The organism is Microbacterium sp. TNHR37B (assembly GCF_001620065.1).
Taxonomy (GTDB): Bacteria; Actinomycetota; Actinomycetes; order Actinomycetales; family Microbacteriaceae; genus Microbacterium.
Genome location: NZ_LQGV01000001.1, coordinates 1,130,577 through 1,157,200 on the forward strand (window position 1 = coordinate 1,130,577; position 26,624 = coordinate 1,157,200).

The following is a 26,624-nucleotide window of genomic DNA, read 5'->3' on the forward strand; positions in this document are numbered from 1 at the left end:
ACCAGAACTTCAGTAAAGTGATGCCTCGGAGGCATCATTGGAGCTTCGACTTCTGCGCTACTTCGTCGCCGTCTCGACGCACGGCTCGCTGCACGCCGCCTCCGCAGCGGTGCATGTCGCCCAGCCCTCGCTCAGTCGCCAGATCCGCACGCTCGAGACCCAGCTCGGATTCGCCCTATTCGACCGCGCGCCGCGCGGGTTAGTGCTCACGGCGGCGGGGCGCGCTTTCCTCCCCGTCGCCGAAGACCTGCTCGTGCGAGCCGATCGCGCTGATGCGGCCGCGCACACGATCGCGCGCGGCGCGGTCACCGACCTCACGGTGGTGGCAGCATCGACCACCGTGGCCGACGTCGTCGCGCCCTTCGTCGCCGCCGCCGGATCGGACGGCGCCATCGGCAACGCCATCGAAGCACTGCCCGAACACGTCTACGGCCGGCTGATGCGCGGCGATGCAGACTTCGCGATCGGCACGCTCGCACCGCCCGACGAGTATGAATGGATGATCCTTGGCCGGGCATACGTCTGGGCGATGGTTCCGACGGATCACCCCCTCGCCACGCAGTCGAGCGTTCCCATCGCCGACCTCGTGACCGAGCCTCTCATCGTGATGGACCGCACCCATCGCGCGCGCCAGATCCTCGATGGCGCGGTAGCGCGAGCGGGTTTGAGCTACACGATGGCCGAGGAGACGTCGGTGACAGCCCTCGCCCGTGGGCTCGCCGCCGCGGGCAGGGGTGTTGCGATCCTCTCGGACGATCCCATTTTCGGGCTCAGGACCGTACCAATCACCGTGGACGCGGAGACGCTTGCCATCACCCTCTACGGCGTGTGGGACCGCGGCCACTATGCGGCACGCGCGATCCGGCGGGTACTGGGCGACCTCTCCCGCTTCAACTCGGCCAGCTACCCCGCGATCAACGCGGCGACCTCATAAGAGGGGGCGCCGGCCCACTCATGGCGCCGGCAGGGGAAAGAACCTCCGCAGCACGAGGCGCTGACCGAGGGTCCACGCGACCGTGACGAGCAGGTAGAGCGCGGCGGCCAACGGGACGAAGACCGCCACCGCAGCTGTCGCGAAGTGCAGCACGCCGAGAAGGCCCGATGCGATCCGCGGTGTCGAGGCGTCCGGACCGATGGCCGCGGGACGCAGGAGCCTGCGCGTCAGCTCGCCCACTGCGGCGATCGCGATCACGACGACGCCGAAGACGAGCCAGGTGGCCCCGTCGGCGGTGCCCGCCGCGACGGCACGCACAAGGCTCTGTCCCAACGGCACACCGGCGAGCGCCTCGGTGAGCAGGGCGTTGGGGTGCCCGCCGATGGTGGGATGGAGAAAGACGGCGTAGATCAATCCGACGACAGGAGCCTGGGCCAGGAGCGGGAGGCACCCCGCGAAGGGTGAGGCGCCCTCCTCGCGGTAGAGCCGCATCGTCTCGCGCTGCAGCCGCTCGGCGTCGGAGCGATGTCGCTTCTGGATCTCGCGGAGCCGCGGGGCGAGCCGTGCGCGCGTCTGCTCGGCCCGTGCCTGGGCGATCCCCGCCGGAATGAGCCCAGCGCGGACGAGAAGCGTGACGAGCACCACCGCGGCGGCCGCCGCCGAGGGACCCGCGAGGGGGGTGAGGAGGGAAGTCAGGGCCATGAGGCCGGAGGAAGTGAGGTCGAGCAGCGCCGCCAGCGGCGCGAAGGAGAAGGGGTCCACGGTCATCCGTTCGTCGGAGCGATCAAGGGCTGATCGGCCGCAGAGGATGCCGGAGGATGTGGTCCGGAACGATCGTCAGGCGGCCGAGAGCACCACTCCGGGGCCGCGTCGACGCACGTGACCGGCGGCGTCGGGATCGCTCTGGGTGAGCGGGGCAGTCAGCTCGCTGTCACGGGTGGGGTGTCGCCGTGGTGATCCCGTGGCGCCGGGCACGACCGCGCCGATCGTCGCGATGACCAGCGCCACCACCGAGACCACGACGAGGGCCACCGCGCCGGCGACGCCGAGGGCGGCGGCGTCGGGAAGCGCGACGAGCCCGAGGGTGGAGACGAACAGCCGCACGAACGACGAGAGGGCATCGATCACGGTGCTCTCCTCTCGGTCGCGCGGTGTGCCCACTCTATCCGGCAGGCCCCCAACGGCCTCACGGTCGATGCACAGCGGCGGATCCCCCACCCGACACGCCGCACGGAGAGCTCCCTCCCCGGCGTGTCGCCCGGCGTCTCCGCCGCTGTGTCCTCACACAGCTGCCGGGACGAGCCCTCGTACGAGGTGGTCCACGGCGTCGGCGAGCGCGCGGCGACTGAGTCGCCCCACACCCGTGGCGTTGACGAAGGCGTGGATGTGTCCTTCCACCAGCTGCGAGGTGACGTCCACGCCGCACGCGCGGAGCCTATCGGCATATGCCATGCCCTCGTCGCGGAGCACGTCGAAGCCGGAGACGGCGACGTGCGCGGGAGGCAGTGCTGCCAGGGCCGCGTCGTCGGCGCGCAGCGGCGAGACCAAAGGATCCTGCGCCTGCGCCGGATCGGCCAAGTAATGCCCGCGGTACCAATCCATCTGCTTCTCCGTCAGGAAGTAGCCGTCGGCGAAGAGCTCGTACGATCGGCTCTTGGCGGCGAGGTCGGTGACCGGGAAGAAGAGCAGCTGATAGTCCGGCTGCCCCAGCGGCTCGTCGGTGGTGGCCAGGCACACGGCCGTGCTCAAGTTCCCGCCGGCGCTGTCGCCCGCAACCGCGACGCGCGCTCCCGGACGCTCCCGCCTCACCCATAGGTAGGCGTCCACGGCGTCCTCCACGGCGGCGGGATAGGGGTGCTCGGGCGCCAGGCGATAGTCGACCGAGACCACCTCGAGTCGGGTGCTCGCGGCGATGAAGCGGCACACCGAGTCGGCGGAGTCGAGACTGCCCACCACCCAACCGCCGCCGTGGAAGTAGACGACGACTCCCTCGGCTTGCGCCGGATCGACGGCACAGTAGCAGCGCGCGGGCACGGTTCCCGCGCGAGTGGGGAGGACCAGTTCGTCGACGTGGGCGACGGCGTCACGGCTGCCGAAGATCCGCGCCTCGGCGTCGATCTGGGCACGAGCGCGATCGAGAGGGAGTTCGGAGAAGTCCGACCCGGGCAGGGCGTTCAGCAGCCGCAGCGCCATCTGCACCTCGGTGTAGAGCTTCTGCCCGTCCACGACGACGGGCTTGCCGGCGATCAGGCGCTGCGCGGGCTCGGGAAGGGCGCCGAGGGCTCGGATGACGGCGCGCGTCACGCGCTCGGAGGCGGTGGCTCGGTCGGACATGGCGGCTCCTCGGAATCGGCGTCATCGACGATGGGGCACGAACCGCCGCTCGGGTGCGGCGTCTGCGACGACCGTAGACCCGACGCGAGCCGATCGACAGAACGGCCCTGCCAGCCCGCGGACATGATCGGCCAATTATGCTGACCAGATGAGCGACGGCCCCTTCCTGACGCCTTCCTCGGCGATCATCACGCCCAACATCATCCGGCACCTGCTGCGTGTCGCCGACGACCACGGCGTCTCCCTCGACCGCGCCCTGCGGGCCGCCTCGCTCACCCGCGAGAGCATCGACTCGCCCGCGCTGCGGGTGTCGTACCGGCAGGGTCGCCTCATCATCGAGAAGGCCCTCGGATCGCTCCCGATCCCCGCGCTCGGGCTGGAAGTCGGACAGCGCCAGCCCATCACCGCGTCGGGCGTCCTGGGTCTCGCGATGATGTCGAGCGCGACCCTCCTCGACGCCGTCGAGCTGGGCATGAGGTTCCAGAACCTCGCCGGCTCGATGGTGCGGTGGCAGTCGGGGATCGAAGGAGGCTCCGTCGTGGTGACCGCGACCGTGCCCGACAGCGCAAGCGCCGTGGGCAGATTCCTCGTCGAGGAGGGCTTCGCCAACATCACACGCATGGCGCGGGACGTGGCCGGGATCCCCTCTCCCCGCCAGGTGGAGCTCGACTTCGCCCCCGACGGGCACGCCCGAAGTTATGCGGACTTCTTCGACTGCGCGATCGTCTTCTCCGCCGGACGCAACGCGTGGCATCTTCCACTGCACACCGCCCGCGAGCCGCTGCCCACCGCCGAGCCCTGGACTCTGGCCGCCATGGTCGCCGCGCTGGAGGCCGAGACGCGGAGCGTCGTCGAGCGACAGGAACTGGTGGCCGTGCTCGCCGCCCACGTCGAGGACGCACTCCCTCTCATCCGGCCCCTCGCCGACTACGCGCGCCTTCTCGCGACCAGCGAGCGCACCCTCCGACGGCGCCTGATCGACGTGGGCTCCAGCTACTCGCGCGTCCTCGACGATGTCCGAAAGCGAGTGGCATCGGAACTGTTCGCCACCCCTGGGCTCAGCACGGCAGAGATCTCCTACCGGCTGGGATACGAAGACGAGCGGTCACTGCGCCGGAGCACCCTGCGGTGGTTCGGCGCGTCGCCCGCCGCGCTGCACGGCGCGGCTCTGCGCACTTGAACGGGACGCGTGAGGACACTCTCTCTGGCCGTTTGTGTCCGCGGGTTGGATCGTACGCGTCCGCCGCACCGCGATGCGGCCGCCGTACGGTGAGGGCTCATCGTCCAAGTCCGTCCGAGCCTGCCCGATGGAGTGCACATGACCTCTCCGACCCCGACCCCTTCCCCTCTCCCGGCGGAGACCGCCGGGGAGAACCTGCCCGTCTGCGTCATCGGCGCAGGCCCCGCCGGCCTCGCCGTCGCGCGCGCCCTCAGCGCCCAAGGCGTCGACTACGTGCACCTCGAGCGCCACTCCCGCGTCGGCGGGCTGTGGGATATCGAGAACCCCGGGACGCCGATGTATGAGTCGGCTCACTTCATCTCCAGCCGCACGGTGTCAGGCTTCTCCGGTTACCCGATGCCGGAGGACTATCCCGACTACCCGCGGCACGACCAGATCCTCTCCTACCTCCAGAGCTTCGCCGACGCGTACGGGCTCATCTCTCGGATCCGCTTCGACACGGCGGTCTCCGACATCCGCCGCGACGGCGACGCCTGGCGCGTCACCCTCGCCGACGGTTCCCACAGCCGTCATGGCCAGGTGGTGGTCTGCACGGGCAGCCAGTGGCACCCCTTCTCCCCGGAGATCCCCGGAAGCTACACCGGCGAGGTCCGCCACAGTGTGGAGTACCGGTCTCCTTCCCTCTTCGCCGGCAAGCGCGTCCTGGTCGTCGGCGGAGGAAACTCGGGATGCGACATCGCCTGCGACGCGGCACGCACCGCCGACCGGGCGGTCATCAGCCTCCGGCGCGGCTACTGGTTCATCCCGAAGCACGTGTTCGGCGTGCCGTCGGACATCGTCGGAGGCAAGGGCTCGTTCCTTCCCAAACCGCTCGAACGGGCGATCCTGCAGCCGATGCTGCGCCTGCTGACGGGCGACCCCACCCGACTCGGCCTGCAGAAGCCCGACCACAAGCTCTTCGAGACCCACCCCGTGGTCAACTCGATGCTGTTCCACCACCTCCAGCACGGCGACATCTCGGCCCGGCCGGGGATCCGCCGCGCCGACGGGCTCACGATCGAGTTCACCGACGGGTCCGCAGAGGAGATCGACCTCGTGCTCATGGCCACGGGTTACCGGCACCGCGTCCCCATCGCTCAGGAGTACTTCGGCGACGAACAGCACCCCGACCTCTACCTCAACTGCGCCTCACGCGAGCACGAGGGACTGTTCGGCGTGGGGTTCATCGAGACCAACAGCGGCGCCTACCACCTGTTCGACCGCCAGGCCCACCTGATCGCGGCGTTCATCGCGGGCTCTCGACGAGGCACCGCCTCCGCGGCGGAGTTCGAGCGGCTGCGCCGGGCCGACCAGCCCGACCTCTCGGGCGGGCTGCACTTCGATGCGTCTCCGCGACACCGCGGATATGTGGACGCCGACGCCTACGTGAAGTACGTCACCAAGCTGTCGCGACGACTGGGATGGCCTCTGGAGGCTCGGGGTCCGGAGCCCCGGCGCACGCGCGACCGGCTGGAGGCGGCGGTATGACGTACGACTACCGGGACAAGGTGATCGTCGTCACCGGCGGTGCGGGAGGGATCGCCCAGGCGTTCGCCGCCCCCGCCGCCGCACGCGGGGCCCGGCTCGCGCTCGTCGACATCCGCGCCGAGGCCGCTGCCGCCGCCGCTGCCGCACTTCCCGGACGAGGGCATCTCGGGTTCGCGGGAGACCTCACCGACGACACGCAGGTGGAACGGATCCTGGAGGAGATCGCCGCCGCCTACGAGCGCATCGACGTGCTGGTCAACAACGTCGGGATGACCAGCTCGGAGCGTTTCGACGCGCGGTCGGTGGCCAGCATCCGCCTCGAGACCGAGGTGAACATGCTCTCTCCGCTCGTACTCACCCGCCTCGCGTTGCCGCTCCTGCAGCGCTCGACCGATCCCCGGATCGTCACGACGGTGTCGCTGGGCGGAATCTTCCCGCTCGGCGAGACCCCGATCTATACGGCGTCGAAGTTCGGGCTGCGCGGAGCGATGCTCTCGATCGGCCTCGACCTGAGGAGGATCGGCATCCGCGCCGGCTCGGTCCTGCCGTCGGCCACCGACACCCGCATGCTCCGGCAGGAAGCCCTCGACGGCGGAAATGCGCTGCAGTTCCAGGACCCGCCCCAGCAGCCGGCCGATGTCGCGCGGGCGATGATGCGCCTGCTCGACAAACCGCGGTTGGAGGTCTACCCGAAGCCGTCCGAGTCGGTGCTCATCCGCGCCGCGATGCTCGTCCCCAACGCGCTCCCGCGTCTCATGCGCCTGTTCCGGCGACGCGGCGACCGGGGGATGGCCCGCTACCTGGAGAAGCTGCAGCGGGAGGGGCACGTCGTCCGTCGCGACGGCCGCCTCGTCCTCGCGGAGGAGAACGCATGACCGGTCCGACCCTGACGCTACGCGCCCCCGCCGACGGCTCCGTGCTCGGAGAGGTTGCCCTCACCTCGCGCGAGGAGGTGCGCGCGGCCGTCGCACGCGCTCAGGCGGCTTTCCGTTCGGGCGCGTGGGCGGCCCGCCCGCCGCGCGAGCGTGCCGAGACGCTGCACCGCCTCGCCGACCTCATGCAGCGCGACGCGGAGGCCCTGGCACGCCTCGACAGCGAAGATGCGGGAAAGCCGATCACCGAATGCCGGGAGAACGACGTCCCCTCGGCGATCGAGTCGATCCGGTGGTTCGCCGAAGCGGCCGACAAGGGGCGCGGATCCACCAGCCCGGCCGGCTCCGACGTGCTCGCGTTCACCGAGCGGGAGCCGTTCGGTGTCGTCGCGGCGATCCTTCCTTGGAACTACCCCCTGGCCATGGCGGCGTGGAAGATCGGCCCCGCTCTGGCGGCCGGCAATGCGCTGCTGCTGAAGCCCGCCGATGCGACGCCGCGCTCCGTTCAACATGTCGCCGCCCTCGCACGGGAAGCGGGACTCCCGGACGATGTGCTCCAGGTGGTGACCGGCGACGGTCCGACCACGGGGGCGGCCCTGGCAGACGATCCGATCATCGGCGCGCTCTCCTTCACCGGCTCGACCACCACCGGCCGCGGGATCCTCGCCGCCGCCGCGACGAGCAATCTCAAACGCGTGAGCCTGGAGATGGGCGGAAAGAGTCCCCAGATCCTCCTCGACGACGCGCTGGAGTTCGGTGAGACGCTGATCGAGGGAATGATCGAGTCGGCTTTCCTCACCTCGGGGCAGAACTGCACCGCAGGTTCCCGGGTGCTCGTGCACGAGTCCATCCACGACGAGGTCGTGGCGCGTTTCGCGGCCGCAGCCGCCGCGCTGCGCGTAGGGCACCCCGCCGACCCCGCCACGCAACTGGGCCCGGTGATCGATGACCGGGCCGCCGATCGCATTCTGGCGGCGGTCGATACCGCCGTCCGTGAGGGGGCCACTCTCGTCACGGGAGGAGGCGAGGTCGACGTGGTGCCGGGCGGTCGCTATCTGGCTCCGACGGTGCTCACCGGCGTCGTCCCGGGGTCTGACATCACTCGACGCGAGCTGTTCGGCCCGGTCGTCACGGTGCAGTCGTTCCGGACGCGCGACGAGGCGCTTGCCCTCGCCAACGACACCGACTACGGGCTTGCCGCCTCGGTCTGGACGAGGCGGCTCGACGATGCGGTGGCGCTCGCCCGCGGTGTGGAGGCGGGACTGATCTCCGTCGGCGCCTACAGCGAAGGCGACCTCACCGTGCCCTTCGGCGGCTGGAAGCAGTCGGGGTTCGGCGGCGTGGAGAAGTCGCTCCGCGCCTTCGAACAGTGGACCCGGGAGAAGACCGTCTGGATCGCCCTGCGGCACTGACCCACCCTCGGTCCCCTCCCCCTCCCTGTCCGCGTGCACAACTCCTGTCCTCGTGCACAACGGCGGATCTCCGGCACGACACGCCGCCGAGCGCCTACCCCGCCCTCGGCGTGTCGCGAGCCCAGCCCGCTGTTGTGCTCGCAGGCGGCGGAGGCGCCGTGGCGCCGTCGGCGGGTCAGCGCAGGGCGCGACGATAACGGCGACGCGCGACGCGCTGAGCGACACGAAGCAGGGGATGAACCACTCGCCATCCCCAGCGGTCGCCGGGCGCCGTCAGCGAGCGGAGCGTGAGGAGCACGCGGTCCCCGTCCCGGTGCACGATGAACGCCTCCTCACCCGACACCGGATGCCCGGGCAGCGTGCGGTAGGAGAAGGCCACCCGGTCGGGCGTGCGGACCACCTCGACCACCTCCACCGGCTCCGTCACGCGAACGGAGCCCCACCCCGCCGTGATCACCTTCTGCTCACCCGAGAGCACCTCACCGTCGCCGGGCACCGTGAATCCGCTTCGCGTCTTCACCGCCCAGCGCAGGACATCCGCCGATGCGCGTTGCCAGACGTCCTCACCGGTTCCCACCGCGGTGGTTGACTGAGCGGCGCGGTAGGGCGTCACATCCCCCGGCTCCCACTCCTCGCTCGCGGGACTCGTCGACGGCTCCGCTCCCGCCGCGGCCACGAGGTGCCTGTTGCGCGCGCTGATCAGCCGGCGGAGGTAGGGAACGAGCACCACACGCTCCGCGAGCCGTCCGAACACGGGCGACGCGACGGTGATGATGTCGGTCATCCTCGTCTGTCCGTCGACGACATCGAACCGGTGCTCGTGACGAAACAAGCGGAAGGGACCCCGCACCTGCTCATCGACGAAGCGTCGCGGCCGGTCGAGTGCCGTGATCCGCACCGTCATCGTGAACCAGACGCCGAAGTGGCGGGCGCGCCAGGTCACGGTCTCGCCCAGACCGATCCGCCCCGTCGCGACTCCGCCGATCGCACGCTCCCCCGTGCCGGCCATCGAGGCGAGGTGCGCGTCGATGTCGAGGGACAGATCGAACAGGTTTTCCTGGGGGACCGGTGTGATGGTGACGAGTTCGATGGTTCGCGGCACACCTCGATCCTGCCGGAACCGGGACGCCGCGCGGATCGCCATCCCCGACGGAGATCGGCGTCAGCGGCGGTCGTGAAGATGATCGCGATGCTTCTCGGACTGCCTCTTCTTGGTCGGGATGTCGATCGGACCGGTGACCGAGAGCTCGTCCTCCCAGACCTCGATCCCGCGCACATCCGGAAGCCGGTCCCGCGTGAACACAGGATCGAGCCCGCGCTTGCGCTGGGCGGTGTAGTCCTTGAGCAGCCGGAAAGCCACACCGGAGAGGAGGGCGATGGCGATGAGATTCACGAGCGCCATGAACCCCATCGCGCCATCGGCGAAGTTCCACACGACGTCAGCCGAGACCACGGAGCCCACGAACACGGCGACGACGGCGACGATGCGGTAGCCCAAGCGGACGCCGCGATGCGCGGTGATGAACTCGATGTTCGATTCCCCGTAGTAGTAGTTGCCGAGAATGGAGCTGAAAGCGAGCAGGAAGATGATGACGATGAGCAGGACGTTCGCCCACCCTCCGAGCACGCCGCTGACGGCGTTCTGGGTGAGGCTGATGCCTCGTTCAGCCGAGGTCAGGTCCGGCACCGAGACAAGAACGATGAACGCGGTGATGGAGCAGACGAGGAACGTGTCGAAGTAGACACCGAGGGTCTGAACGAGCCCCTGCTTGACCGGATGGGTGACCGCAGCGCTCGCCCCCGCGTTGGGAGCGGACCCCAAGCCGGCCTCGTTGGAGAACATGCCCCGCTTCACTCCCGTGAGAATGATGTAGCCGAGGGTGGCGCCGATGACCTCGTTCGGTCCGAACGCCTGAGTGAAGATGGTCGCGAACACCTCCGGCAGGCGGTCGATGTGGATGACGACGATGACGAGCCCGAGAAAGAGGTAGAGAAGGGCCATCAGGGGCACGAGCGCCTGCGTGACCGACGCGATGCGTCGCACTCCCCCGAAGACCACCAGGGCCATCAGCACCGCGAGTACGCCACCCACGAGCCACGGGAGCCACGCAGGCGCCTGTCCGTTGGCCATGCTGCCCGCCACCGTCGCCTGGATGGTGTTGGCCTGGAGCGAACTGAACGCAAGGGGGAAACAGATGAGGAGGATGACAGCGAACAGCACCCCCATCCACCGAGCACCCAAGCCGCGCTGCATGTAGTAGGCCGGTCCGCCACGGAAACCGTCGGCGTCACGCGTCTTGTACAGCTGAGCGAGCGAAGACTCGATGAACGAAGACGCTCCCCCCACGAACGCCATGAGCCACATCCAGAAGACCGCTCCCGGTCCCCCGATCGCGATGGCGGTGCCGACGCCCGCGATGTTGCCGACCCCCACTCGAGATGCGGCGGAGATCGTGAACGCTTGAAAGGCCGAGACGGACTGGGGCGCTCCGGACTCCGTGCGCGGGGTTTTGTCGGTCAGTGTGCGGAACATCTCGGGGATGAGACGGAACTGCACCACGCCGGACCGGATCGTGAAGTAGACCCCGAGCGCCACCACGACAGGGAGCACGATCCAGGTCCAGAGGGTGTCGCCCCACGTCGTCAGCCAGCTGTTCAGTGCGTCCATCGGCTCAGTCTGACGGAGGTGCACTCCTCAGCGAAAGAGTCGACGTGACGGGCCAATGTCGAGCGTCGAGCTTTTGTGGTGCCCCTGGAGGGACTCGAACCCCCAACCGTTTCCTTAGGACGGAACTGCTCTTCCATTGAGCTACAGAGGCTGGCTCCCCGAGTCTACCCGGGCTCAGCGAACGATCCCGAGCCTCCGGCCGATGATCCGGTACAGCTCCGGCTCGTCCAGGTAGCCCGTGTGCGCCGCGAGGAGGTCCCGGGGCTCCTCGATCGTCTCGTCCTCCGGCGGCGCCTCGGCCCAGGCGAACACTTCCGCCGCGCGGAACGCCAGTGGATCGCGCGGGTTGAGCACGTTGAGCCACGGCGCGAACGGGTGCCGTGCCGGAGCCTCTGCGCCGACGCCGGGCATGACGCCCATGAGCCACAGGAGCGGCGCCTGACTGCCGGCCGTCACCAGGAGGTCGATGTCCACCGGCCGCGCCGTGAGGCTCTCGAGGGCGATCACGCCCCCGAGACTGTGCCCGGCGACGACGAAGGGACCACCCCGATGCCCACCTCGCGCCTCGTCGATGGCCTCGTCCACATAGGCGCGGACGCGATCGCTCTCACGGAGGAAGAAGAGGACGTTCCGCAGGAAGTCGACGACACCGTTCGTCAGGCTCAACCGGTGACGGGCAAGGACGTCGGTGAGGATCCGGAGCCCGACGGCCTCCAGCCCCGGCGGGAGGGCCGCAGGCAGGGCAGGATCCGCGCCGACCGCGGCGAGGGAGGCGGCGTGGAAATCCGCTGCCGCTTCGGGAAGGCCGCGCCCTTCCTCCACCCCCGAACGGCGGGCATCGGCATACGAGACGGGGAGCGCCGGCAGGATGTCGAGGTCGGGCGGACCGACCTCCGCGCCCCACGGCGGGCAGACGACGTGTGCATCCCCGATCCCCAGGTCGTCTCGGAGGTGGCGCTCGATGCGGGTCCGATCGGCCTCCGGCGAGGCCGCCCCTGTGCCGTGCAGATAGAGGAAGGTTCCCCCCATCGTGTGCTCCGTCCCGTCCTCGTCGTCCACTCCCCGACCCGACCCGCTCCGCCACACGATGCCACCGCCCGTCTCGCCCGGCAAGGCCCGCGCCGTCGCCGGAGAACCGTCCCGGACCGCGCGCCATGAGAGGGTGGGGTTCACGACCCCCGGAACGTACTGGAGACCCGTAGTGAACGCCCCCGTCCCCGATTGGCGCCCGATCCTCGCCGCCCTCGCCCACCCCGACTCGGGGCGAGTGGTCGCCGCCCTGATGCTGGGCGCACGCCTCGACGACGAGGTGTCGCCTCTGCCTCCGTCGCGGCGGCGCCACCTCCTGGAGCGCCTCCGGGCCGCCGGCCTCCTCCGCGAGGAGGACGGGACACTCGTCTTCGACGGGTCGGTGTTCGCGGCGGCGCTCCGAGGTGCCGCGACCGTGCGACCGCAGGGGGTCGAGCGCTTCTTCCGCGACGGACGCCTGGAGCAGCTCCCCGCCCGCCCGGGCGACCGGGACGCGGTGCTCGCCGAGGTGGCCCGGCGCGCCTTCCGACCCCACGAGATCCTGGATGAGCCTGCGGTCAACGAGCGGCTCAGCGCCTTCTATGACGACACCGCGCTCCTGCGCCGCTACCTCGTGGACAGCGGACTTCTCGACCGCCGTCGCGACGGCTCGGAGTATGCGTCCACTCGTGCTGCGGAGCCATCACCGTGAGGCCGACACGCCGGCGGAAGCCGCTCGTCACCGCCACCCTCACCGCCGCGACCCTCGTCCTCGCCGGATGCACCGATGGCACCACCCCGACGGCGACGCCGACCGGCACCGTCGCTCCCCCGACTTCGACCGGCACGGCGGCGCCGGTGACTCTTCCTCCCGTCGGCGCCCTGCCGGACTATCAGCTCGGCGGAGCGTACGACCCGCCGGACGGGGTGGGGGTGGTCGTGCGCGATCGCACCGAGCATCCGGCCGCGGGGATCTACTCGATCTGCTACGTCAACGCCTTCCAGACCCAACCCGGCGAGATCTCCGCCTGGCCCGTCGACCTCCTCCTGCGCGGCGAGAGCGGTGACGTGGTCTTCGACCCGGACTGGCCCGACGAAGCGATCGTCGACACCCGCGACCCGGGAGCCGTCGCACGACTCGTGGCGCCCTGGATCGAGGGATGCGCGGCCTCCGGCTTCGACGCCGTGGAGTTCGACAACCTCGACACCTACACCCGCACGAGCGGCGCCCTCTCTCGCGAGGACAACATCGAGGTGGCACGGCTGCTCGTGCAGACGGCGCACGCCGCAGGGCTCGCGGCCGGGCAGAAGAACGCCGCCGAAGACGCGTCCCTGCTTCGAGCGACCGCCGGGTTCGACTTCGCGGTGGTCGAGGAATGCTCCGTCTACGACGAGTGCGGCACGTACGCCGCGGTGTACGGCGACCACGTGATCGCGATCGAGTATCCCGACGCGCTGACGGAGTCGTTCGCCGTGGTGTGTGCGTCCGCCGACGCCCCGCGGTCCCTCGTCCTCCGCGATCGCGATCTCGCCACCCCCGCAAGCGACGGCTACGTCTTCGTCGCCTGTGCCGACGCACGCTGAAACGCCCCCGCGGGGGGAGCGGGGGCGTTTCGGGGGATCGCGGGGGGCGACCCGGGCAGATCGTGTGGGGCCACGATCTGAGGGGGATCACCAGAGCCAGGTACGGTCTCCGACGATCGCGCGCCAGGTCTTCGCGAGGCTCAGACGCTGCTGGGGAACCGCGAAGAAAGCGATGGCCATGACGCCCATGTCGAGGATGTGGCTGTCCACGAGAGGGTTGGTCGCTCCGGTGAGGGTCAGGGGGAACTCGGCCAGGTACATGAGGAGCAGCATCGCCGCACCGGCGATGGCGCCGAGACGGACGCCGATCCCTGTCATGAGGGTCACACCGACGGCCAGCAGTCCGAGCATGAACAGCCAGTCGACGAGGACGTTTCCGGCGAGCGCAGCGAAGACATCGGCGAAGGGGCTCTCCGCGGTCGCGTTGCTCAGGAACCCGGTGGTCGGGCTTCCGCCGTTGATCCACGCCCGGTCCCCCGGGGTGACGTATCCGAGCCCGAACACCTTGTCGAGGAAGGCCCACAGGAAGTAGAACCCCATCAGGATGCGCGTGACCGCGATGGCGATCGGCAGAGCGGAGTGTGTCGCCACCGGGGCGTCGACGGCGGAGCCGGACGGTGCGGGTGTGACGGTGGGGGCGGCCATGATCGGACCTTTCTCATTCATTCGGTGCTCCGGAGGGTGTCCGGTGCGGGTTGATGAGACAAGTTTCTGTCCGGCTGAGAGCTCCCTGGGAAAACTCGGTGCGCAGCCTCCATGTGGTCTGACCACAAGCGGATAGTTTGTGTGGACGATCTACAAACGGGCGATTTGTCCCGTACGCGCTCAGTGGAACAAACGACGCCAGACGTTGGTGTCGGCCAGGTCGATGAGCTCGTCTCCGCGGCCGGAGAGCACGGTGCGCAACGCCCACAACGTGAAGCCCTTGGCCTGCGCCGCGGTGATCGCCGGCGGCATCGACAGCTCCTCTCGAGCGGTGACGACGTCCAGGAGCACGGGCCCCTCCTCGGCGAACGCGCGCTGGAGCGCGCCCCGGAGCTCCGCCGCCTTCTCCACCCGGATACCGGTGATCCCCACCGATTCCGCGACGTCGGCGAAGTTCGGATTCTGCAGGTCGGTGCCGTAGGTGACGATGCCCGCGGCCTTCATCTCCAGCTCCACGAAGTTCAGCGAGGAGTTGTTGAAGACCACGATCTTCACCGGGAGGTCGTTCTGGCGGATCGACAGGAGGTCACCCATCAGCATCGCGAGGCCCCCGTCGCCCGACAGCGCGACCACCTGACGACCGCGGTCCACCGCCTGCGCCCCGAGCGCCTGTGGCATCGCGTTGGCCATCGAGCCGTGGAGGAACGACCCGAGCAGGCGCCTTCCGCCGGTCATGTGCAGGTAGCGAGAGGCCCAGATGACGGGGCTTCCCACGTCGGCGGTGAACACCGCGTCGGGGGCGGCCAGCTCGTCGATCAGTCGCGCCACGTACTGCGGATGGATCGGCTCCTTGCCGTCGTCCACCGCGAGGTCGTCGAGCTGCGCGCGGGTCTTGGCGTAGTGCGCCACGGAGTCGGAGAGATGCTTACCGTCTCTCCCGGGCTCGATCTGCGCGCGAAGAGCGGCGGCCGTCTCCTTCACTCCGCCGACGAGCCCGACGTCGATCGGGGTACGGCGGCCCAACTGCTCACCGCGGATGTCGACCTGGATGACTTTCGCCTTCGAGGGATAGAACTGCCGATACGGGAAGTCGGTACCCAGCATGAGGAGCGTGTCGCAGTGCTCCATGGCGCGATACCCCGAGGCGAACCCGAGGAGGCCGGTCATCCCGACATCGAACGGGTTGTCCGCCTCGATGTGCTCCTTGCCGCGCAGCGCGTGCACGATCGGCGCCTGCAGCGCCTCGGCGAGCGCGAGCACCTCCGCCCGCGCCCCCGCGACGCCGGCTCCGGCAAGGATCGTGACCTTCTCGGAGGAGTTCAGGAGATCGGCCGCTGCACGCACCGCCTCGGGCGCGGGCAGCACCTGCGAGGAGGACGCACGGATCGGAGCCGAGGGACGTCGGTCGGGCGCATCGGCGAAGAAGACGTCGCCGGGAACGACGACGACCGCCACGCCGCGCTTCTCCACCGCGGCGCGCATGGCGATCTCCAGCACCCACGGCAGCTGTGCAGGGTCGCCGACGAGTTCGACGTACACGCTGCACTCGCGGAAGAGCTCCTGAGGGTGCGTCTCCTGGAAGTAGCCGCTGCCGATCTCCTCGGAGGGGATGTGCGAGGCGATGGCGAGCACCGGCACGCGATTGCGGTTGGCGTCGAAGAGGCCATTGATGAAGTGCAGGTTGCCGGGACCGCACGAGCCGGCGACCACGGCGAGTTCACCGGTCAGTTCGGCGGCGGCACCGGCCGCGAAGGCGGCGGCCTCCTCGTGCCGCGCGTGCAGCCAGTCGATGCGACCGTCACGGCGGAGGGCATCGGTGAAGGCATTGAGGGAGTCGCCGGGAAGTCCCCAGATCTGGGTGACTCCGGCACGGATCAGGGTCTCGACGAAGAAGGAGGCGACGTTCGACATGCTGCCGACGTTACGCCTCGCACACCTCAGCGGGGCGGCCCTTGACGGATCCGCGAACCTCCGTATCCCGTGTGAGTCATCGCCCACCGCGTGTCAGAGGTTGCATGTCCTCCGGATTCTCGGAATCGTGGCCGACTCCGCAGCAATCCACGGAAGGAGAGCACCATGCTCACACTCACCGAGAACGCCACGATCGCCGTCAAGTCGCTCACGGAGCAGGTCTCCACCGACACGGGCGGGCTCCGCATCAGCGAGGCCGTCGCCCCGGAGACGGGCTACGCCCTCGCGATCGCGGGAGCCCCCGAGCCCGACGACACGGTCGTCGAGAGCGCCGGCGCCCGGGTCTTCGTCGACCGAGCCGCCAGCATCGCCCTCGACGACCGCGTCTTGGACGCACGGGTGTCGGACGACGGGTCGGTCGGCTTCGCGCTCGCGCAGCAGCGCTGACAGCGTCACCGCACGCACAGGAACGCCCCGGTTCGCCCCGGGGCGTTCCTGTGCGTGGAGACGGGACGGTGGCCGGCCCGTCGGAGGGACCGCCGCCGGAGCCTCACCGGAAGTCCCGCGAGCGGTGGGTCACCCCCACCCGCAGATCCTCGAAAGCGTCGGCGACGAGATTGGTGACCCCCTCGGGCGAACGCTCCAGGATGCCCCGCGCGATGAGGGCGGGAGAGTCGCGCAGCACCCGCCGGAACCTCCCCCAGACGCCGGCCGAGCAGACGATGTTGACGAGGCCGTGCTCGTCTTCGAGGTTGAGGAAGGTGATCCCGGAGGCGGTCGCCGGCCGCTGCCGATGCGTCACGAGCCCGGCCACCTCGACTCTCCTGCCCACCTCGTGGGTGCGAAGGCCCACCGAGGTGAGCACTCCGCGCGCGTCCAGTTGCGAGCGGTAGTGAGCGAGCGGGTGGTCGTCGGTGGAGATCCCCGTCGCCCAGAGATCGGCAGCGAGGATGTCGTAGCTGCTCTGGTCTCCGAAAAGCGGCGGCTGGACGGCGACGAGGGTTCCTTCCAGGAACTCCGCGCGGTTCTGCGCGGCATCGCCGGCGAGCCAGATGCCTTCCCGTCGCGAGATGCCGAGCGACTCGAACGCCCCTGCCGTCGCCAGCGCTTCGAGCTGGGCCGTCGTGGCACCTGTGCGTCTGACGAGGTCGCGGAGGTCGCGGAAAGGCCCCTCTTCGGTGCGAGCGCGCACGATGCGCTCGGCCAGCGCCGCGCTGATCCCCGAGACCGAGGTGAGCCCCAGCCGCACCGCGAACGCACCGTCACGGCGGTGCGCGGCACTCTCATCGGGAGCATCGGCGTCGAAAGGGGGCACCGGGGGCTGTCGGCGGGCGGCGCACGAATCCCGTCCCGTCGGGCGTCGCACCTCGCCCGACGACCCTCGCTCACCGTCCCGGGAGTCCCCGGCCAAGGGTTCCATCCCGGCGTTCACCCCCGAGGCATGCAGGTCCGGGCGCCGCACCGTCACCCCGTGCCGCCGCGCATCGGACACCAGTGACGACGGCGAATAGAAGCCCATCGGCTGCGCCCGCAGCAGCGCAGCCAGAAACGCGGCCGGGTAGTGGAGCTTGAGCCACGACGACGCGTAGACGAGGAGACCGAACGACAAGGAGTGGCTCTCGGCGAAGCCGAAATTCGCGAACGCCTGCACCTTGGCGTAGATGTCGTCGGCGGCCTGCCCGACCAAGCCGTGCCGTTCCATGCCGGCATAGAGCTTCTTCTTGAGCGAATCGATCCTCTCGACCCCACGCTTGGATCCCATCGCCCGGCGAAGGAGGTCAGCGTCTTCACCGCTGAGATCCCCGACCGCCATGCCCATCTGCATGAGCTGCTCCTGGAAGACGGGGATCCCGAGGGTGCGCTCGAGCACCGGGATCAACTTCTCGTGCGCGTAGGTGACCTTCTCCCGTCCGAGCTTCCGGCGGACGTAGGGGTGCACCGCGCCGCCCTGGATGGGTCCCGGCCGGATCAGGGCGATCTCGATCACGAGGTCGTAGAACCGTCGTGGCTGCAGTCGGGGCAGGAGCCCCATCTGCGCGCGCGACTCGACCTGGAACACACCGATCGAGTCCGCACGACACAGCATGTCGTAGACCCCCTGCTCCTCTTTCGGGATGGTCGACAGCTCCCACTCCTCCCCCGTCGCCTCGTGGATCATGTCGAAGCAGTACTGCAGCGCCGCGAGCATGCCGAGCCCCAACAGGTCGAACTTCACGAGTCCCATCCAGGCGGCGTCGTCCTTGTCCCATTGGATGACGGTCCGGTTCTCCATGCGGGCATGCTCGATGGGCACCACCTCCCCCACCGGACGATCGGTGAGCACCATGCCGCCCGAGTGGATGCCCAGATGACGAGGAGCCTTCAGCAGTTCGCCCGCATACTGGAGCACTCGTTCGGGGATGTCGTGGTCGGCGGCCTCGAACGTCCCGTCCCACCTCTCGACCTGCTTCGACCAAGCGTCCTGCTGCCCGGGCGAATGCCCGAGAGCGCGCGCCATATCACGCACCGCGTTCTTCGGACGGTACTGGATGACGTTGGCCACCTGCGCGGCGCGGTCACGGCCGTACTCCTCGTACACCCACTGGATGATCTCCTCCCGCCGGTCCGAGTCGAAATCGACGTCGATGTCGGGCTCCTCGTCGCGCAGAGCGGAGAGGAACCGTTCGAAAGGCAGGTTGTAGGCGATGGCATCGACCGCAGTGATGTCGAGCAGGTAGCAGATGGCGCTGCTGGCCGCCGATCCGCGCCCCTGACACAGGATGCCGCGACGCCTGGCCTCCTGGACGATCCCGTGCACGATGAGGAAGTACCCGGGGAAGTCCTTCTGCTCGATGACCACCAGCTCCCGCTCGATGCGAGCCCGATCCGACGCGGACGCATCGGGGTACTTCCGGGGCACTGCTTCCCACACGAGATGACGCAACCACGACATCGGCGTGTCCCCCTCGGGGACGGTGAGCTTCGGCAGGGCCGGTTTGGCGCGCCGGAGGGGAAAGGCGAGCTCGTCGGTCAGAGTCACCGTCCGTGCCACCGCTCCGGGATACCGCCGGAATCGACGCGCCATCTCCGCTCCCGACCGCAGATGGGCGCTGGCGTGCGCGGGCAGCCATCCGTCGAGCTCGTCCATCCCCCGCCGGGCCCGGACCGCGGCGATCGCCGCGGCGAGGTGCACCCGGTCGGGAACGGCGTAATGGACGTTGTTGGTCGCCACGACCGACAGCCCGCGTTCGCGGGCGATCCCGAAGAGCACGTCGTTGTCTCGTGTATCAGTCGGGGCGCCATGGTCGATGAGCTCGATCGACACCGCATCACGCCCGAAGAGCCCGACCAACCGGTCGACCTCGTCGGCCGCCGCGGCCGCACTGAGGGCGAGCGCACGTCGAACGGAACTCTTCCGGCATCCCGTGAGGATCTCCCAGGTGCCCTCCGCCCGAGCCGAGAGATCGGCGAGATCGTAGACCGGCCGCCCCTTCTCCCCTCCGGTCAGCTGCGCATGGGTGATCGCGGAGGCGAGACGGTGGTATCCCTCCTCACCGCGCGCGAGCACCACGAGGTGGGTTCCTTCCGGATCGGGTTCTCCCTGCGGCACGCGCGACAGCCCCAGGGAGAGCTCCGCTCCGAACACGGTCTTCACCTGCAGCTGCTCCGCCGCCTCCGCGAAGCGCACGATCCCGTAGAAGCCGTCGTGGTCGGTCACCGCGAGCCCGTAGAGCCCCAACCTCTCCGCCTCTTCGGCGAGCTCCTCGGGTGAGGACGCCCCGTCCAGGAACGAGTACGACGAGTGGGCGTGCAGTTCGGCGTAGGGAACGGGGTCGGAAGGGCGGACGATCGGCGGAGCCTGGTACTTCTGTCGTTTGCGCGAGAAGGCAGGGCCGTCTCCGCCGTTGAGGGCCGGCCGGCCCGAGAGCACCCGTTCCATCTCCGACCAGGAGACCGCCGGATTGTTGAAACCCATCAGACGCTCCCCGCCCTCTGCCGAGGACGCCGCTCAGTCATAACGGCCCTCCGCATGCCAGACCCCGGCCTCGCACACCAGGAGCCACGCGGTCTGGACGACGTCGACGACCTGGAACCGGTGGGCATGACGGGCGCGAGTGGGATCCCATCCGCGCTCGACGATCGGCCACGGACCGGCCCACGTGCCGATCTCCCGCCGCCTCCCTTCGATCACCAGCGCAGCGGGTTCGGCGGTGAGCTCGCCCCGTGCATCGACGGCGACCATGTCGCCTTCGGCATCGATCACATCGACCGGCGCCGGCTCGACGAAAACCGTCGACGGCAGCGGGTCGGGAAGGCTCCCGGGCCACGGCCTCGGCGGGGTGGAACCCGGACGCGCCGCCCCCGCTCCGGAGGTCACGCTCCCCTGCTCCACCCGGTCGCCCCAGGGAACGAGCACCTGCCGCTCCCGCAGCCACCGGCCGCCGCCGAGAGCGGGGGTGAGCACGCCGCGGTGCCCGATCATGGCCTGCACCCGGGACAACGCGTGGTGCACCCGTTCTTCGGGACCTGATCCGAAGAGACCGCGAACGTGATGGGCGGCCGCCTCCACCCGCTCCGGCTCGAGGCGGACGTGTGCGACGGCGCTGCGCAGCGCCTGCTCGGCCAGCTGCCAACGCACCCGGTCGACGACCCCCGCCGCGTCGAAGGCTCCGGGATGAAGCCAGACCCGTGAGCTGCGTTCGCCGCGCTCGCCCGTCACGACGATCCGCAGCTCGGTGCAGACCAGGTCGACCGCCCCCAGCCCGGTGATGAACGCGTCGGCGGCCATACGCGTGCCGAACGCCACCTGCTCGGCCAGGTCGAGCGGAGGTTCGAAGTCCACCTCCCGGTGGAGCTCGGGCGGGGGCGTCCGCGGGGTGACGGCACGGGAGTCCGCCCCCGCGGCCAGGGCGTGCAGGCGCGCGCCGCGCGGGCCGAACCTCTCCACGAGCCGCTCCGCCGGGAGGGCGGCGAACTGCCCGAGAGTCTGTACTCCGAGACGCGCCAGGAGATCGACGATGTCCTCGTCGTCGAGCTGGGAGATCGGGAGCCGGGAGAGGAAGGTCGCCGCCTCACCGGGTGGCACGATCCGCACCGGCTCGCCCGGACGGGTGGCGGCACGGGCCGCCTGCTCGGCGGTGAAGGGTCCGTCGGCCACCCCCGCCCGCACATCGACGAGGCCTTCCTCGATGAGTGCGCCCGCCAGTGCGGTCGCCGCCGCCGCTTCTCCCCCGTAGTACCGCGCTGGTCCCCGAGCCCGCAGCGCGCACAGCCCCGGGGCCAGCAACTGCACTCCCGGAGCGAGGTCCTCCACTCGGGAGACCAATGGCGCGAACACCCGGTGGTCCCGCACCGGATCGGCATCGACGACGAGCAGCTCGGGGCATCGCGCCTGTGCATCGCGGCGACGCTGCCCCCGCCGCACTCCGTCGGCACGGGCCGCCGCCGAGCACGCCAAGACGGCCCCTTTGTGGATGACCGCGATCGGAGCCGCCGCATCGAGGGGAGACTCGCCGTCGCGGGTCGTCGCGACCACGGGCCAATCCGGCACCCAGAGGACCAGGCTGCGGACGGGCGCGGCATCGGCGGGGAACGGTTCCATCTCACACCGCCGATCGGAGGGGAGCGAGATCCTGCGGGCTACGGATGCGGCTCCGGCCCTCGGCGACCGGGGCCAGTCGCCCGTCGGGCGACGGCAGCAGCATGCGCTCTTGCCGGGGAACGGGGAAGCGGCGACTGCTCACCGTCACCGTGAGCTCTCGCGCGGCGAGCAGCCCGTGCCCCTCGCCGAGTCCCGACCACTGCCCCTCGTCCACGGCGATCATCGCCTCGGTCTGCGGCCAGGGCCCCTGGACCAGGAGAACGGTGCCGCGATCGCGCATGCGGGCGGAGAGCCGCGCGACCTCCGCATCGCGCGCGCGACCGGGAGGGCGGAGGGCGACGACCGGGATCACTTCGGCGATCGCCGAGGTGATCGCGAGCCACCGCGGACCCGGATCGGGAACCAGCACCAGCCGAGAGAGGTCCACTCCTCCGTGCGCCGCCGCCTCCACACCGAACTCGGGCATCCCCACGACGGCGCACCATGATCCTTCTTGGGACGGCGCGGCCAGGAGCGCCGACAACAGCGACATGGACGCTCCGAGCGCATACGAGGCGCCGGAGCGGAGCCCCCGCCCGGGCAGAAGGGCAGCGAGCGCGGGGTGCGTGGGAAGCACAGGGGTGTCGAGCGAGCGGCCCTGCAGCTGTTCGACCTTGGCTCGCAGCGCGCGGACCGTGTCGAGCGACGTATCGACGTCGCCCGTCACGGCCACAACACTCTGCACTCTCGCCCCCACCACGACAGGTTAGAACTTTTGTTCTAACGACTCAAGATGATGGATTCGAAGATAGGGACGACCACCGACACCGGCGTCGGGGCGGAGGACTCCTGCGGAGGGGAGGCTAGGCGGCCAGGGCCAGGTAGGGCTCCCACACCGGATCGCTGCGCTCCGTGCCGCGCACCGTCCACTGCGTTCCCCGGGGAGGCTGCGGCACCCAACGCAGCTCCCAGCCCATCTCCTGCGGCGTCCGGTCGCCCTTCGCGTTGTTGCACCGCAGGCAGCAGGCGACCAGGTTCTCCCACGAATCCGCTCCCCCGCGGGACCGCGGCAGCACGTGGTCGATGGTCGAGGCGCCCTTGCTGCAGTACGCGCACCGATGCCCGTCGCGCCGGAGCACTCCGCGGCGCGTGACGGGCACGCGACGCGCACCGGGCACCCGGACGTATCGGGTGAGGAGGATCACGGCGGGGCGGTCGAAGGCACCCCGCGTCCCCCACACCGGATCTCCGTCGACACGTTCGATGACGGTGGCCTTGTCGTTCATGACGAGCACGAGCGCTCGCTTGAACGAGACGACGGCCAGGGGTTCGTATCCTGCGTTCAGCACCAGAGTGCGCATTCGGTGTCCTCTCGAACTGCCGTGACGGCTTCAGCGGTTGTTCGGTGTGCGACGTTTGCGCGATCGGAGTGGTGCGGGCACGAAAAAGGCGCCGTCAAAAAGACAGCGCCTTGGATCCGCGACGAATGTCGCGGCAGTCGTGCACACGATGCCGAAGGACATAGCGACCGAGCGCATTCACGGTTCGAATGCGGGGTACTGCGTCCATCTGCTCCCCCTCCGCTCGCGCGGGCGTCGGGATCAGGCTAATGCACGGCGAGACCGGTCCGCCCCATCGCGCGAGGATTCGGAAGCCGCGTGTCGGTTGCCAGGCACCTCCAGTCCGCTCCAGAAGCAGGCCGAACCGGACGAGAACGGCGTCCGGTGAGCTCTGCTCACGGTTCAGCCTGCTTTTGGCACGCGAGAACCGATGTCGGCGCCGTCGAGGGGCGCGGATGACGTCAGCCGACGTTGGCGCGCAGCCAGGACTCGGCGTTGACGTACCCGCCGTTGAGCCGGATCTCCAGGTGGAGGTGCGTGCCGAACGCGCGTCCGGTGTCGCTGACCTGGCCGATGAGCTGACCCGCCGACACGGTCTGACCGACCGAGACGCGGCGACTGCCGTACAGCATGTGCGCGTAGAGCGACGTGACGCTCTTGCCGCCGATGTTGTGGGCGATCTTCACGTACACACCCCAGCCGGGGCCGCTCTCGCTGGAGGCGACGACGACCCCGTCGGCGATCGCGTAGATGGGCGTTCCGCGCCCGACCATGTAGTCGGTGCCCTTGTGACCGGCGTAGGGGGTGCCGAAGTTGTTGAACGACGTGAGGGGACGCACGACGTCTCCCGCCGCGGCGATCGTCTCGGGAACGGACATGCTCACCGAGGAGGACGAGGAGGTGCGCGACTGCGACGCGACGCGTGCAGCGAGGGCGGCCTTGGCCGCCTCCTCCTGCTTCTTCTTCTCGATCTCCTCGGGCGTCGTGGCCGAGTATCCGCCACGGTCGAGGGCCTCCGGCGTGGCCTCGGAGCCGATGACGAGCGACTGCGCGTTCTCCGCGGCGACCTGCTGCAACGTCACGGCGTCCGCGTTCTCGCCACGGGCGGCGGCGAAGGCGGGGATCGCGACGGTGGCGACCATCCCTGCGACGGCGGTGACCGTCAGGAACGTGCGCACCGGGTGAGCGGTGCGTGCCGGCGCCGGACGACGGCGGACGGGCGCACTCGCTCCGGCGGCGGACGTCGTGGCGACGGCCCGTGATCGGATGAGGCGGCGTCCGCGCCCACGCGGGGCAGGGGTGGTCTCGGCAGGTGTCGTCTCGGACTCGGGTCGTTCCTTCGACGAATCGAACTGTTCGGCCAAACTTTCCTCCCGGCCTTCGCATCTCCCGAGGCCGGGTGAGGCGGGTCCGTCGGCAGTGTTCGTCGTACTGTGTCGGGCACAGATGTACGGGCTTCACCGCACGAACGACGGACCATCAAGGCTTTCCGTGCGGAGGTCCTGTGGCGGGCTTCTCGCCGTCGGACGTACCGAGGCTACCGGAAGGTAACGAATATGTCACGCATCAGACACTCGGACAGCGACGTTCTGCGCCGATACCCAGGGTCGCGGACGGGTGAGCGAACGCTCAGACGGTCGCCGCGACCTCGGTGAGGAAGATGTGCGAGGCCACCTCGACGGGCAGCTCCAAGCCGTCTTCCCGGCCCTCCATCTGCACGAGGACGTACCCCTCGCTGAACCGGAACCGACCGCTCGCACCGGGCAGGACGCCGGCGGCGCGCAGCTGCTCGAGCAGTTCGGGGTCGACCTGCACGGGCTCGGCGAGGCGGCGGACGGTTCCCTCGATGGGGCCCTCCTCTGCCTGCAGGGCCCGGACCAGTCCGACGACCCCGTCGTGGAAGGTGCGGGCAGGAAGGTCGCCCAACTGGTCGAGCCCCGGGATGGGATTGCCGTACGGGGATTCGGTCGGGTGGCCGAGCAGTTCGATCAGGCGACGCTCGACGAGCTCGCTCATGACGTGCTCCCAGCGGCAGGCCTCTTCGTGGACGTAGGCCCAGTCGAGCCCGATGACGTCGCTCAGGAGCCGCTCCGCCAGGCGATGCTTGCGCATGACGTCCACGGCCTTCTGGCGACCCGCGTCGGTGAGCTCCAGCGACCGGTCGTCGGAGACGACGACCAGACCGTCGCGCTCCATTCGTCCGACGGTCTGGGAGACCGTCGGACCGGAGTGACCGAGACGCTCCGAGATGCGGGCGCGCAGAGGAACGATGCCCTCTTCCTCGAGTTCGAGGATGGTGCGCAGGTACATCTCGGTGGTGTCGATCAGATCGGTCATGGCAGGCCTCGTCGCGCGGTTCTGGGGTGCGCTTCCAGCCTATCCGTTTGTGACGGCCCCTGGCCGCCCAGCCCCGGCGGCCAACCCTAGAATCGGTCCATGGCCCACGTCACCCTCCCCCGCGAGATCCTGCCCTCCGACGGTCGCTTCGGCTGCGGCCCGTCCAAGATCCGCGCCGAGCAGATCGCCTCGCTCGCCGGCCCCGGGTCGGTCCTCCTGGGCACCTCGCACCGTCAGGCCCCGGTGAAGAACCTGGTCGGCCAGGTGCGCATGGGACTGTCCGACCTCCTTCGCCTTCCCGACGGCTACGAGATCATCCTGGGCAACGGAGGGTCGACGGCCTTCTGGGACGCCGCCGCGTTCGGACTCATCGAGAACCGCGCGCAGAACCTCGTGTTCGGCGAGTTCGGCGGCAAGTTCGCCGCCGCCGCCGGGGCCCCGTGGCTGCAGAGCCCGGACGTCCGCACGGCCGAGCCGGGAACCAGCGTCGCCGCCGAGCCCGTCGAGGGCGTGGACGTCTACGCCTGGCCGCACAACGAGACTTCCACGGGTGTCGCCGCGGCGATCAGACGCGTGGCGGGCGACGAGGGTGCGCTGACCGTGATCGACGCAACGAGCGCGGCCGGCGGCATCAACTTCTCCGTCTCGGAGAGCGATGTCTACTACTTCGCCCCGCAGAAGAACCTCGGATCGGACGGCGGCCTGTGGTTCGCTGCCGTGTCCCCCGCCGCGATCGAACGGATCGAGCGGGTGGCGGCGTCCGGGCGCTACATCCCCGAGTTCCTCAGCCTGAAGAACGCGCTCGACAACTCGCGCCTCAATCAGACGCTCAACACGCCCGCCGTGGCGACACTCCACCTGCTCGACAAGCAGCTGGAGTGGATCACCGGCAACGGCGGACTCGGATGGGCGTCTGCCCGCACGGCGGAGTCCTCGAACGCGCTGTACGCCTGGGCGGAGGAGACGTCGTACACGACCCCGTTCGTCGCCGATCCCGCCGACCGCTCGCCCGTCGTGGTGACGATCGACTTCGACGACACGGTCGACGCGGCCGCCGTCGCCGCGAGCCTGCGCAGCAACGGCGTCGTCGACACCGAGCCGTACCGCAAGCTCGGCCGCAACCAGCTGCGCATCGCGACGTTCGTCTCGATCGAGCCCGACGACGTGCGCCAGCTCGTCAAGTGCATCCAGTACACGGTGGAGCACCTGAACGGCTGACCCCGTCGCCGCCGCGCCTCCGCGACACCGCCGCTCCTCCGCGGGTCTCTCCGCTCGTCATCCCCGTCGTGCACAACGGCGGGGATGACGGCGT

General features: G+C 69.8%; 23 protein-coding genes and 1 tRNA gene. 9 read left to right on the forward strand and 15 right to left on the reverse strand.

The window, feature by feature from the left end; translation table 11 throughout:
- The first annotated feature begins 37 nt into the window (after positions 1-37).
- A complete protein-coding gene (locus AVP41_RS05445; protein ID WP_067161817.1) occupies positions 38-934 on the forward strand; it encodes a LysR family transcriptional regulator in 897 nt (298 codons plus the stop codon).
- An 18-nt stretch (positions 935-952) separates the two neighbouring features.
- On the opposite strand, the gene AVP41_RS05450 is transcribed toward AVP41_RS05445, so the two are convergent.
- The 3 genes from AVP41_RS05450 to AVP41_RS05460 all read right to left on the reverse strand — a co-directional run bounded on the left by AVP41_RS05450 (position 953) and on the right by AVP41_RS05460 (position 3,268).
- On the reverse strand, positions 953-1,696 hold the full coding sequence (locus tag AVP41_RS05450; RefSeq protein WP_067162832.1) for a YidC/Oxa1 family membrane protein insertase: 744 nt from the start codon (positions 1,694-1,696) through the stop codon (positions 953-955).
- A 75-nt stretch (positions 1,697-1,771) separates the two neighbouring features.
- Positions 1,772-2,062 carry a DUF6412 domain-containing protein gene (locus tag AVP41_RS05455; RefSeq protein ID WP_067162835.1) on the reverse strand — a complete coding sequence of 97 codons (291 nt, stop codon included), beginning with the start codon at positions 2,060-2,062 and terminating at the stop codon, positions 1,772-1,774.
- Between the two features lie 153 nt (positions 2,063-2,215).
- Positions 2,216-3,268: an alpha/beta hydrolase gene (locus tag AVP41_RS05460; protein WP_067161820.1), complete on the reverse strand. Its 1,053-nt coding sequence runs from the start codon at positions 3,266-3,268 to the stop codon at positions 2,216-2,218.
- A 148-nt stretch (positions 3,269-3,416) separates the two neighbouring features.
- Between AVP41_RS05460 and AVP41_RS05465 the strand changes: the two genes are divergently transcribed.
- The 4 genes from AVP41_RS05465 (at position 3,417) to AVP41_RS05480 (ending at position 8,259) form a co-directional block, all read left to right on the forward strand.
- Positions 3,417-4,448, forward strand: coding sequence for an AraC family transcriptional regulator (locus AVP41_RS05465; protein WP_067161823.1), 1,032 nt, complete (start codon positions 3,417-3,419; stop codon positions 4,446-4,448).
- 138 nt (positions 4,449-4,586) lie between these two features.
- Positions 4,587-5,975, forward strand: coding sequence for a flavin-containing monooxygenase (locus AVP41_RS05470; RefSeq protein WP_067161825.1), 1,389 nt, complete (start codon positions 4,587-4,589; stop codon positions 5,973-5,975).
- Complete coding sequence (locus AVP41_RS05475; RefSeq protein ID WP_067161828.1) at positions 5,972-6,850, forward strand: SDR family NAD(P)-dependent oxidoreductase; 879 nt, start codon at positions 5,972-5,974, stop codon at positions 6,848-6,850. Before AVP41_RS05470 ends, AVP41_RS05475 begins: the two co-directional genes overlap by 4 nt.
- A complete protein-coding gene (locus tag AVP41_RS05480; protein ID WP_067161832.1) occupies positions 6,847-8,259 on the forward strand; it encodes an aldehyde dehydrogenase family protein in 1,413 nt (470 codons plus the stop codon). Before AVP41_RS05475 ends, AVP41_RS05480 begins: the two co-directional genes overlap by 4 nt.
- 175 nt (positions 8,260-8,434) lie before the next feature.
- Here AVP41_RS05480 and AVP41_RS17095 read toward each other — a convergent pair whose 3' ends face one another.
- The 4 genes from AVP41_RS17095 to AVP41_RS05505 all read right to left on the reverse strand — a co-directional run bounded on the left by AVP41_RS17095 (position 8,435) and on the right by AVP41_RS05505 (position 12,100).
- Positions 8,435-9,361, reverse strand: a complete 927-nt coding sequence (locus AVP41_RS17095; RefSeq protein ID WP_442922775.1) for a DUF1990 family protein — start codon at positions 9,359-9,361, stop codon at positions 8,435-8,437.
- A 60-nt stretch (positions 9,362-9,421) separates the two neighbouring features.
- A complete protein-coding gene (locus AVP41_RS05495) occupies positions 9,422-10,927 on the reverse strand; it encodes an alanine/glycine:cation symporter family protein (RefSeq protein WP_067161836.1) in 1,506 nt (501 codons plus the stop codon).
- Between the two features lie 76 nt (positions 10,928-11,003).
- Positions 11,004-11,078: transfer RNA gene (locus tag AVP41_RS05500), tRNA-Arg, on the reverse strand.
- Positions 11,079-11,101: 23 nt separating this feature from the next.
- Positions 11,102-12,100, reverse strand: coding sequence for an alpha/beta fold hydrolase (locus AVP41_RS05505; protein ID WP_197464250.1), 999 nt, complete (start codon positions 12,098-12,100; stop codon positions 11,102-11,104).
- A 28-nt stretch (positions 12,101-12,128) separates the two neighbouring features.
- Between AVP41_RS05505 and AVP41_RS05510 the strand changes: the two genes are divergently transcribed.
- Complete coding sequence (locus AVP41_RS05510; protein WP_067161843.1) at positions 12,129-12,647, forward strand: DUF2087 domain-containing protein; 519 nt, start codon at positions 12,129-12,131, stop codon at positions 12,645-12,647.
- A complete protein-coding gene (locus AVP41_RS05515; protein WP_067161846.1) occupies positions 12,644-13,519 on the forward strand; it encodes an endo alpha-1,4 polygalactosaminidase in 876 nt (291 codons plus the stop codon). Before AVP41_RS05510 ends, AVP41_RS05515 begins: the two co-directional genes overlap by 4 nt.
- 87 nt (positions 13,520-13,606) lie before the next feature.
- Here AVP41_RS05515 and AVP41_RS05520 read toward each other — a convergent pair whose 3' ends face one another.
- Positions 13,607-14,164, reverse strand: coding sequence for a hypothetical protein (locus tag AVP41_RS05520; protein ID WP_157532388.1), 558 nt, complete (start codon positions 14,162-14,164; stop codon positions 13,607-13,609).
- 180 nt (positions 14,165-14,344) lie between these two features.
- Positions 14,345-16,075 (reverse strand): ubiquinone-dependent pyruvate dehydrogenase, encoded by a 1,731-nt coding sequence (gene poxB, locus AVP41_RS05525; protein WP_067161852.1) that lies wholly within the window; start codon positions 16,073-16,075, stop codon positions 14,345-14,347.
- A gap of 165 nt (positions 16,076-16,240) precedes the next feature.
- Here poxB and AVP41_RS05530 point away from each other — a divergent pair, with 165 nt between their 5' ends.
- Positions 16,241-16,522, forward strand: coding sequence for a HesB/IscA family protein (locus tag AVP41_RS05530; RefSeq protein WP_067161855.1), 282 nt, complete (start codon positions 16,241-16,243; stop codon positions 16,520-16,522).
- Positions 16,523-16,625: 103 nt separating this feature from the next.
- On the opposite strand, the gene AVP41_RS05535 is transcribed toward AVP41_RS05530, so the two are convergent.
- From AVP41_RS05535 to AVP41_RS05560, 6 genes are all read right to left on the reverse strand, one after another.
- A complete protein-coding gene (locus tag AVP41_RS05535) occupies positions 16,626-20,030 on the reverse strand; it encodes an error-prone DNA polymerase (RefSeq protein WP_067161858.1) in 3,405 nt (1,134 codons plus the stop codon).
- A gap of 33 nt (positions 20,031-20,063) precedes the next feature.
- Positions 20,064-21,656, reverse strand: a complete 1,593-nt coding sequence (locus AVP41_RS05540; RefSeq protein WP_067161861.1) for a DNA polymerase Y family protein — start codon at positions 21,654-21,656, stop codon at positions 20,064-20,066.
- Between the two features lies 1 nt (position 21,657).
- Complete coding sequence (locus tag AVP41_RS05545) at positions 21,658-22,362, reverse strand: hypothetical protein (protein ID WP_067162839.1); 705 nt, start codon at positions 22,360-22,362, stop codon at positions 21,658-21,660.
- A 136-nt stretch (positions 22,363-22,498) separates the two neighbouring features.
- Positions 22,499-22,996: an HNH endonuclease gene (locus AVP41_RS05550; protein WP_067161863.1), complete on the reverse strand. Its 498-nt coding sequence runs from the start codon at positions 22,994-22,996 to the stop codon at positions 22,499-22,501.
- A 440-nt stretch (positions 22,997-23,436) separates the two neighbouring features.
- A complete protein-coding gene (locus AVP41_RS05555; RefSeq protein ID WP_067161867.1) occupies positions 23,437-24,339 on the reverse strand; it encodes a M23 family metallopeptidase in 903 nt (300 codons plus the stop codon).
- A 265-nt stretch (positions 24,340-24,604) separates the two neighbouring features.
- Entirely contained in the window at positions 24,605-25,312 is a 708-nt protein-coding gene (locus AVP41_RS05560; protein ID WP_067161870.1) for a metal-dependent transcriptional regulator, read from the reverse strand.
- A gap of 99 nt (positions 25,313-25,411) precedes the next feature.
- On the opposite strand from AVP41_RS05560, the gene serC reads away from it, so the two are divergent.
- Positions 25,412-26,530 (forward strand): phosphoserine transaminase, encoded by a 1,119-nt coding sequence (gene serC, locus AVP41_RS05565; protein ID WP_067161873.1) that lies wholly within the window; start codon positions 25,412-25,414, stop codon positions 26,528-26,530.
- Positions 26,531-26,624: the final 94 nt, after the last annotated feature.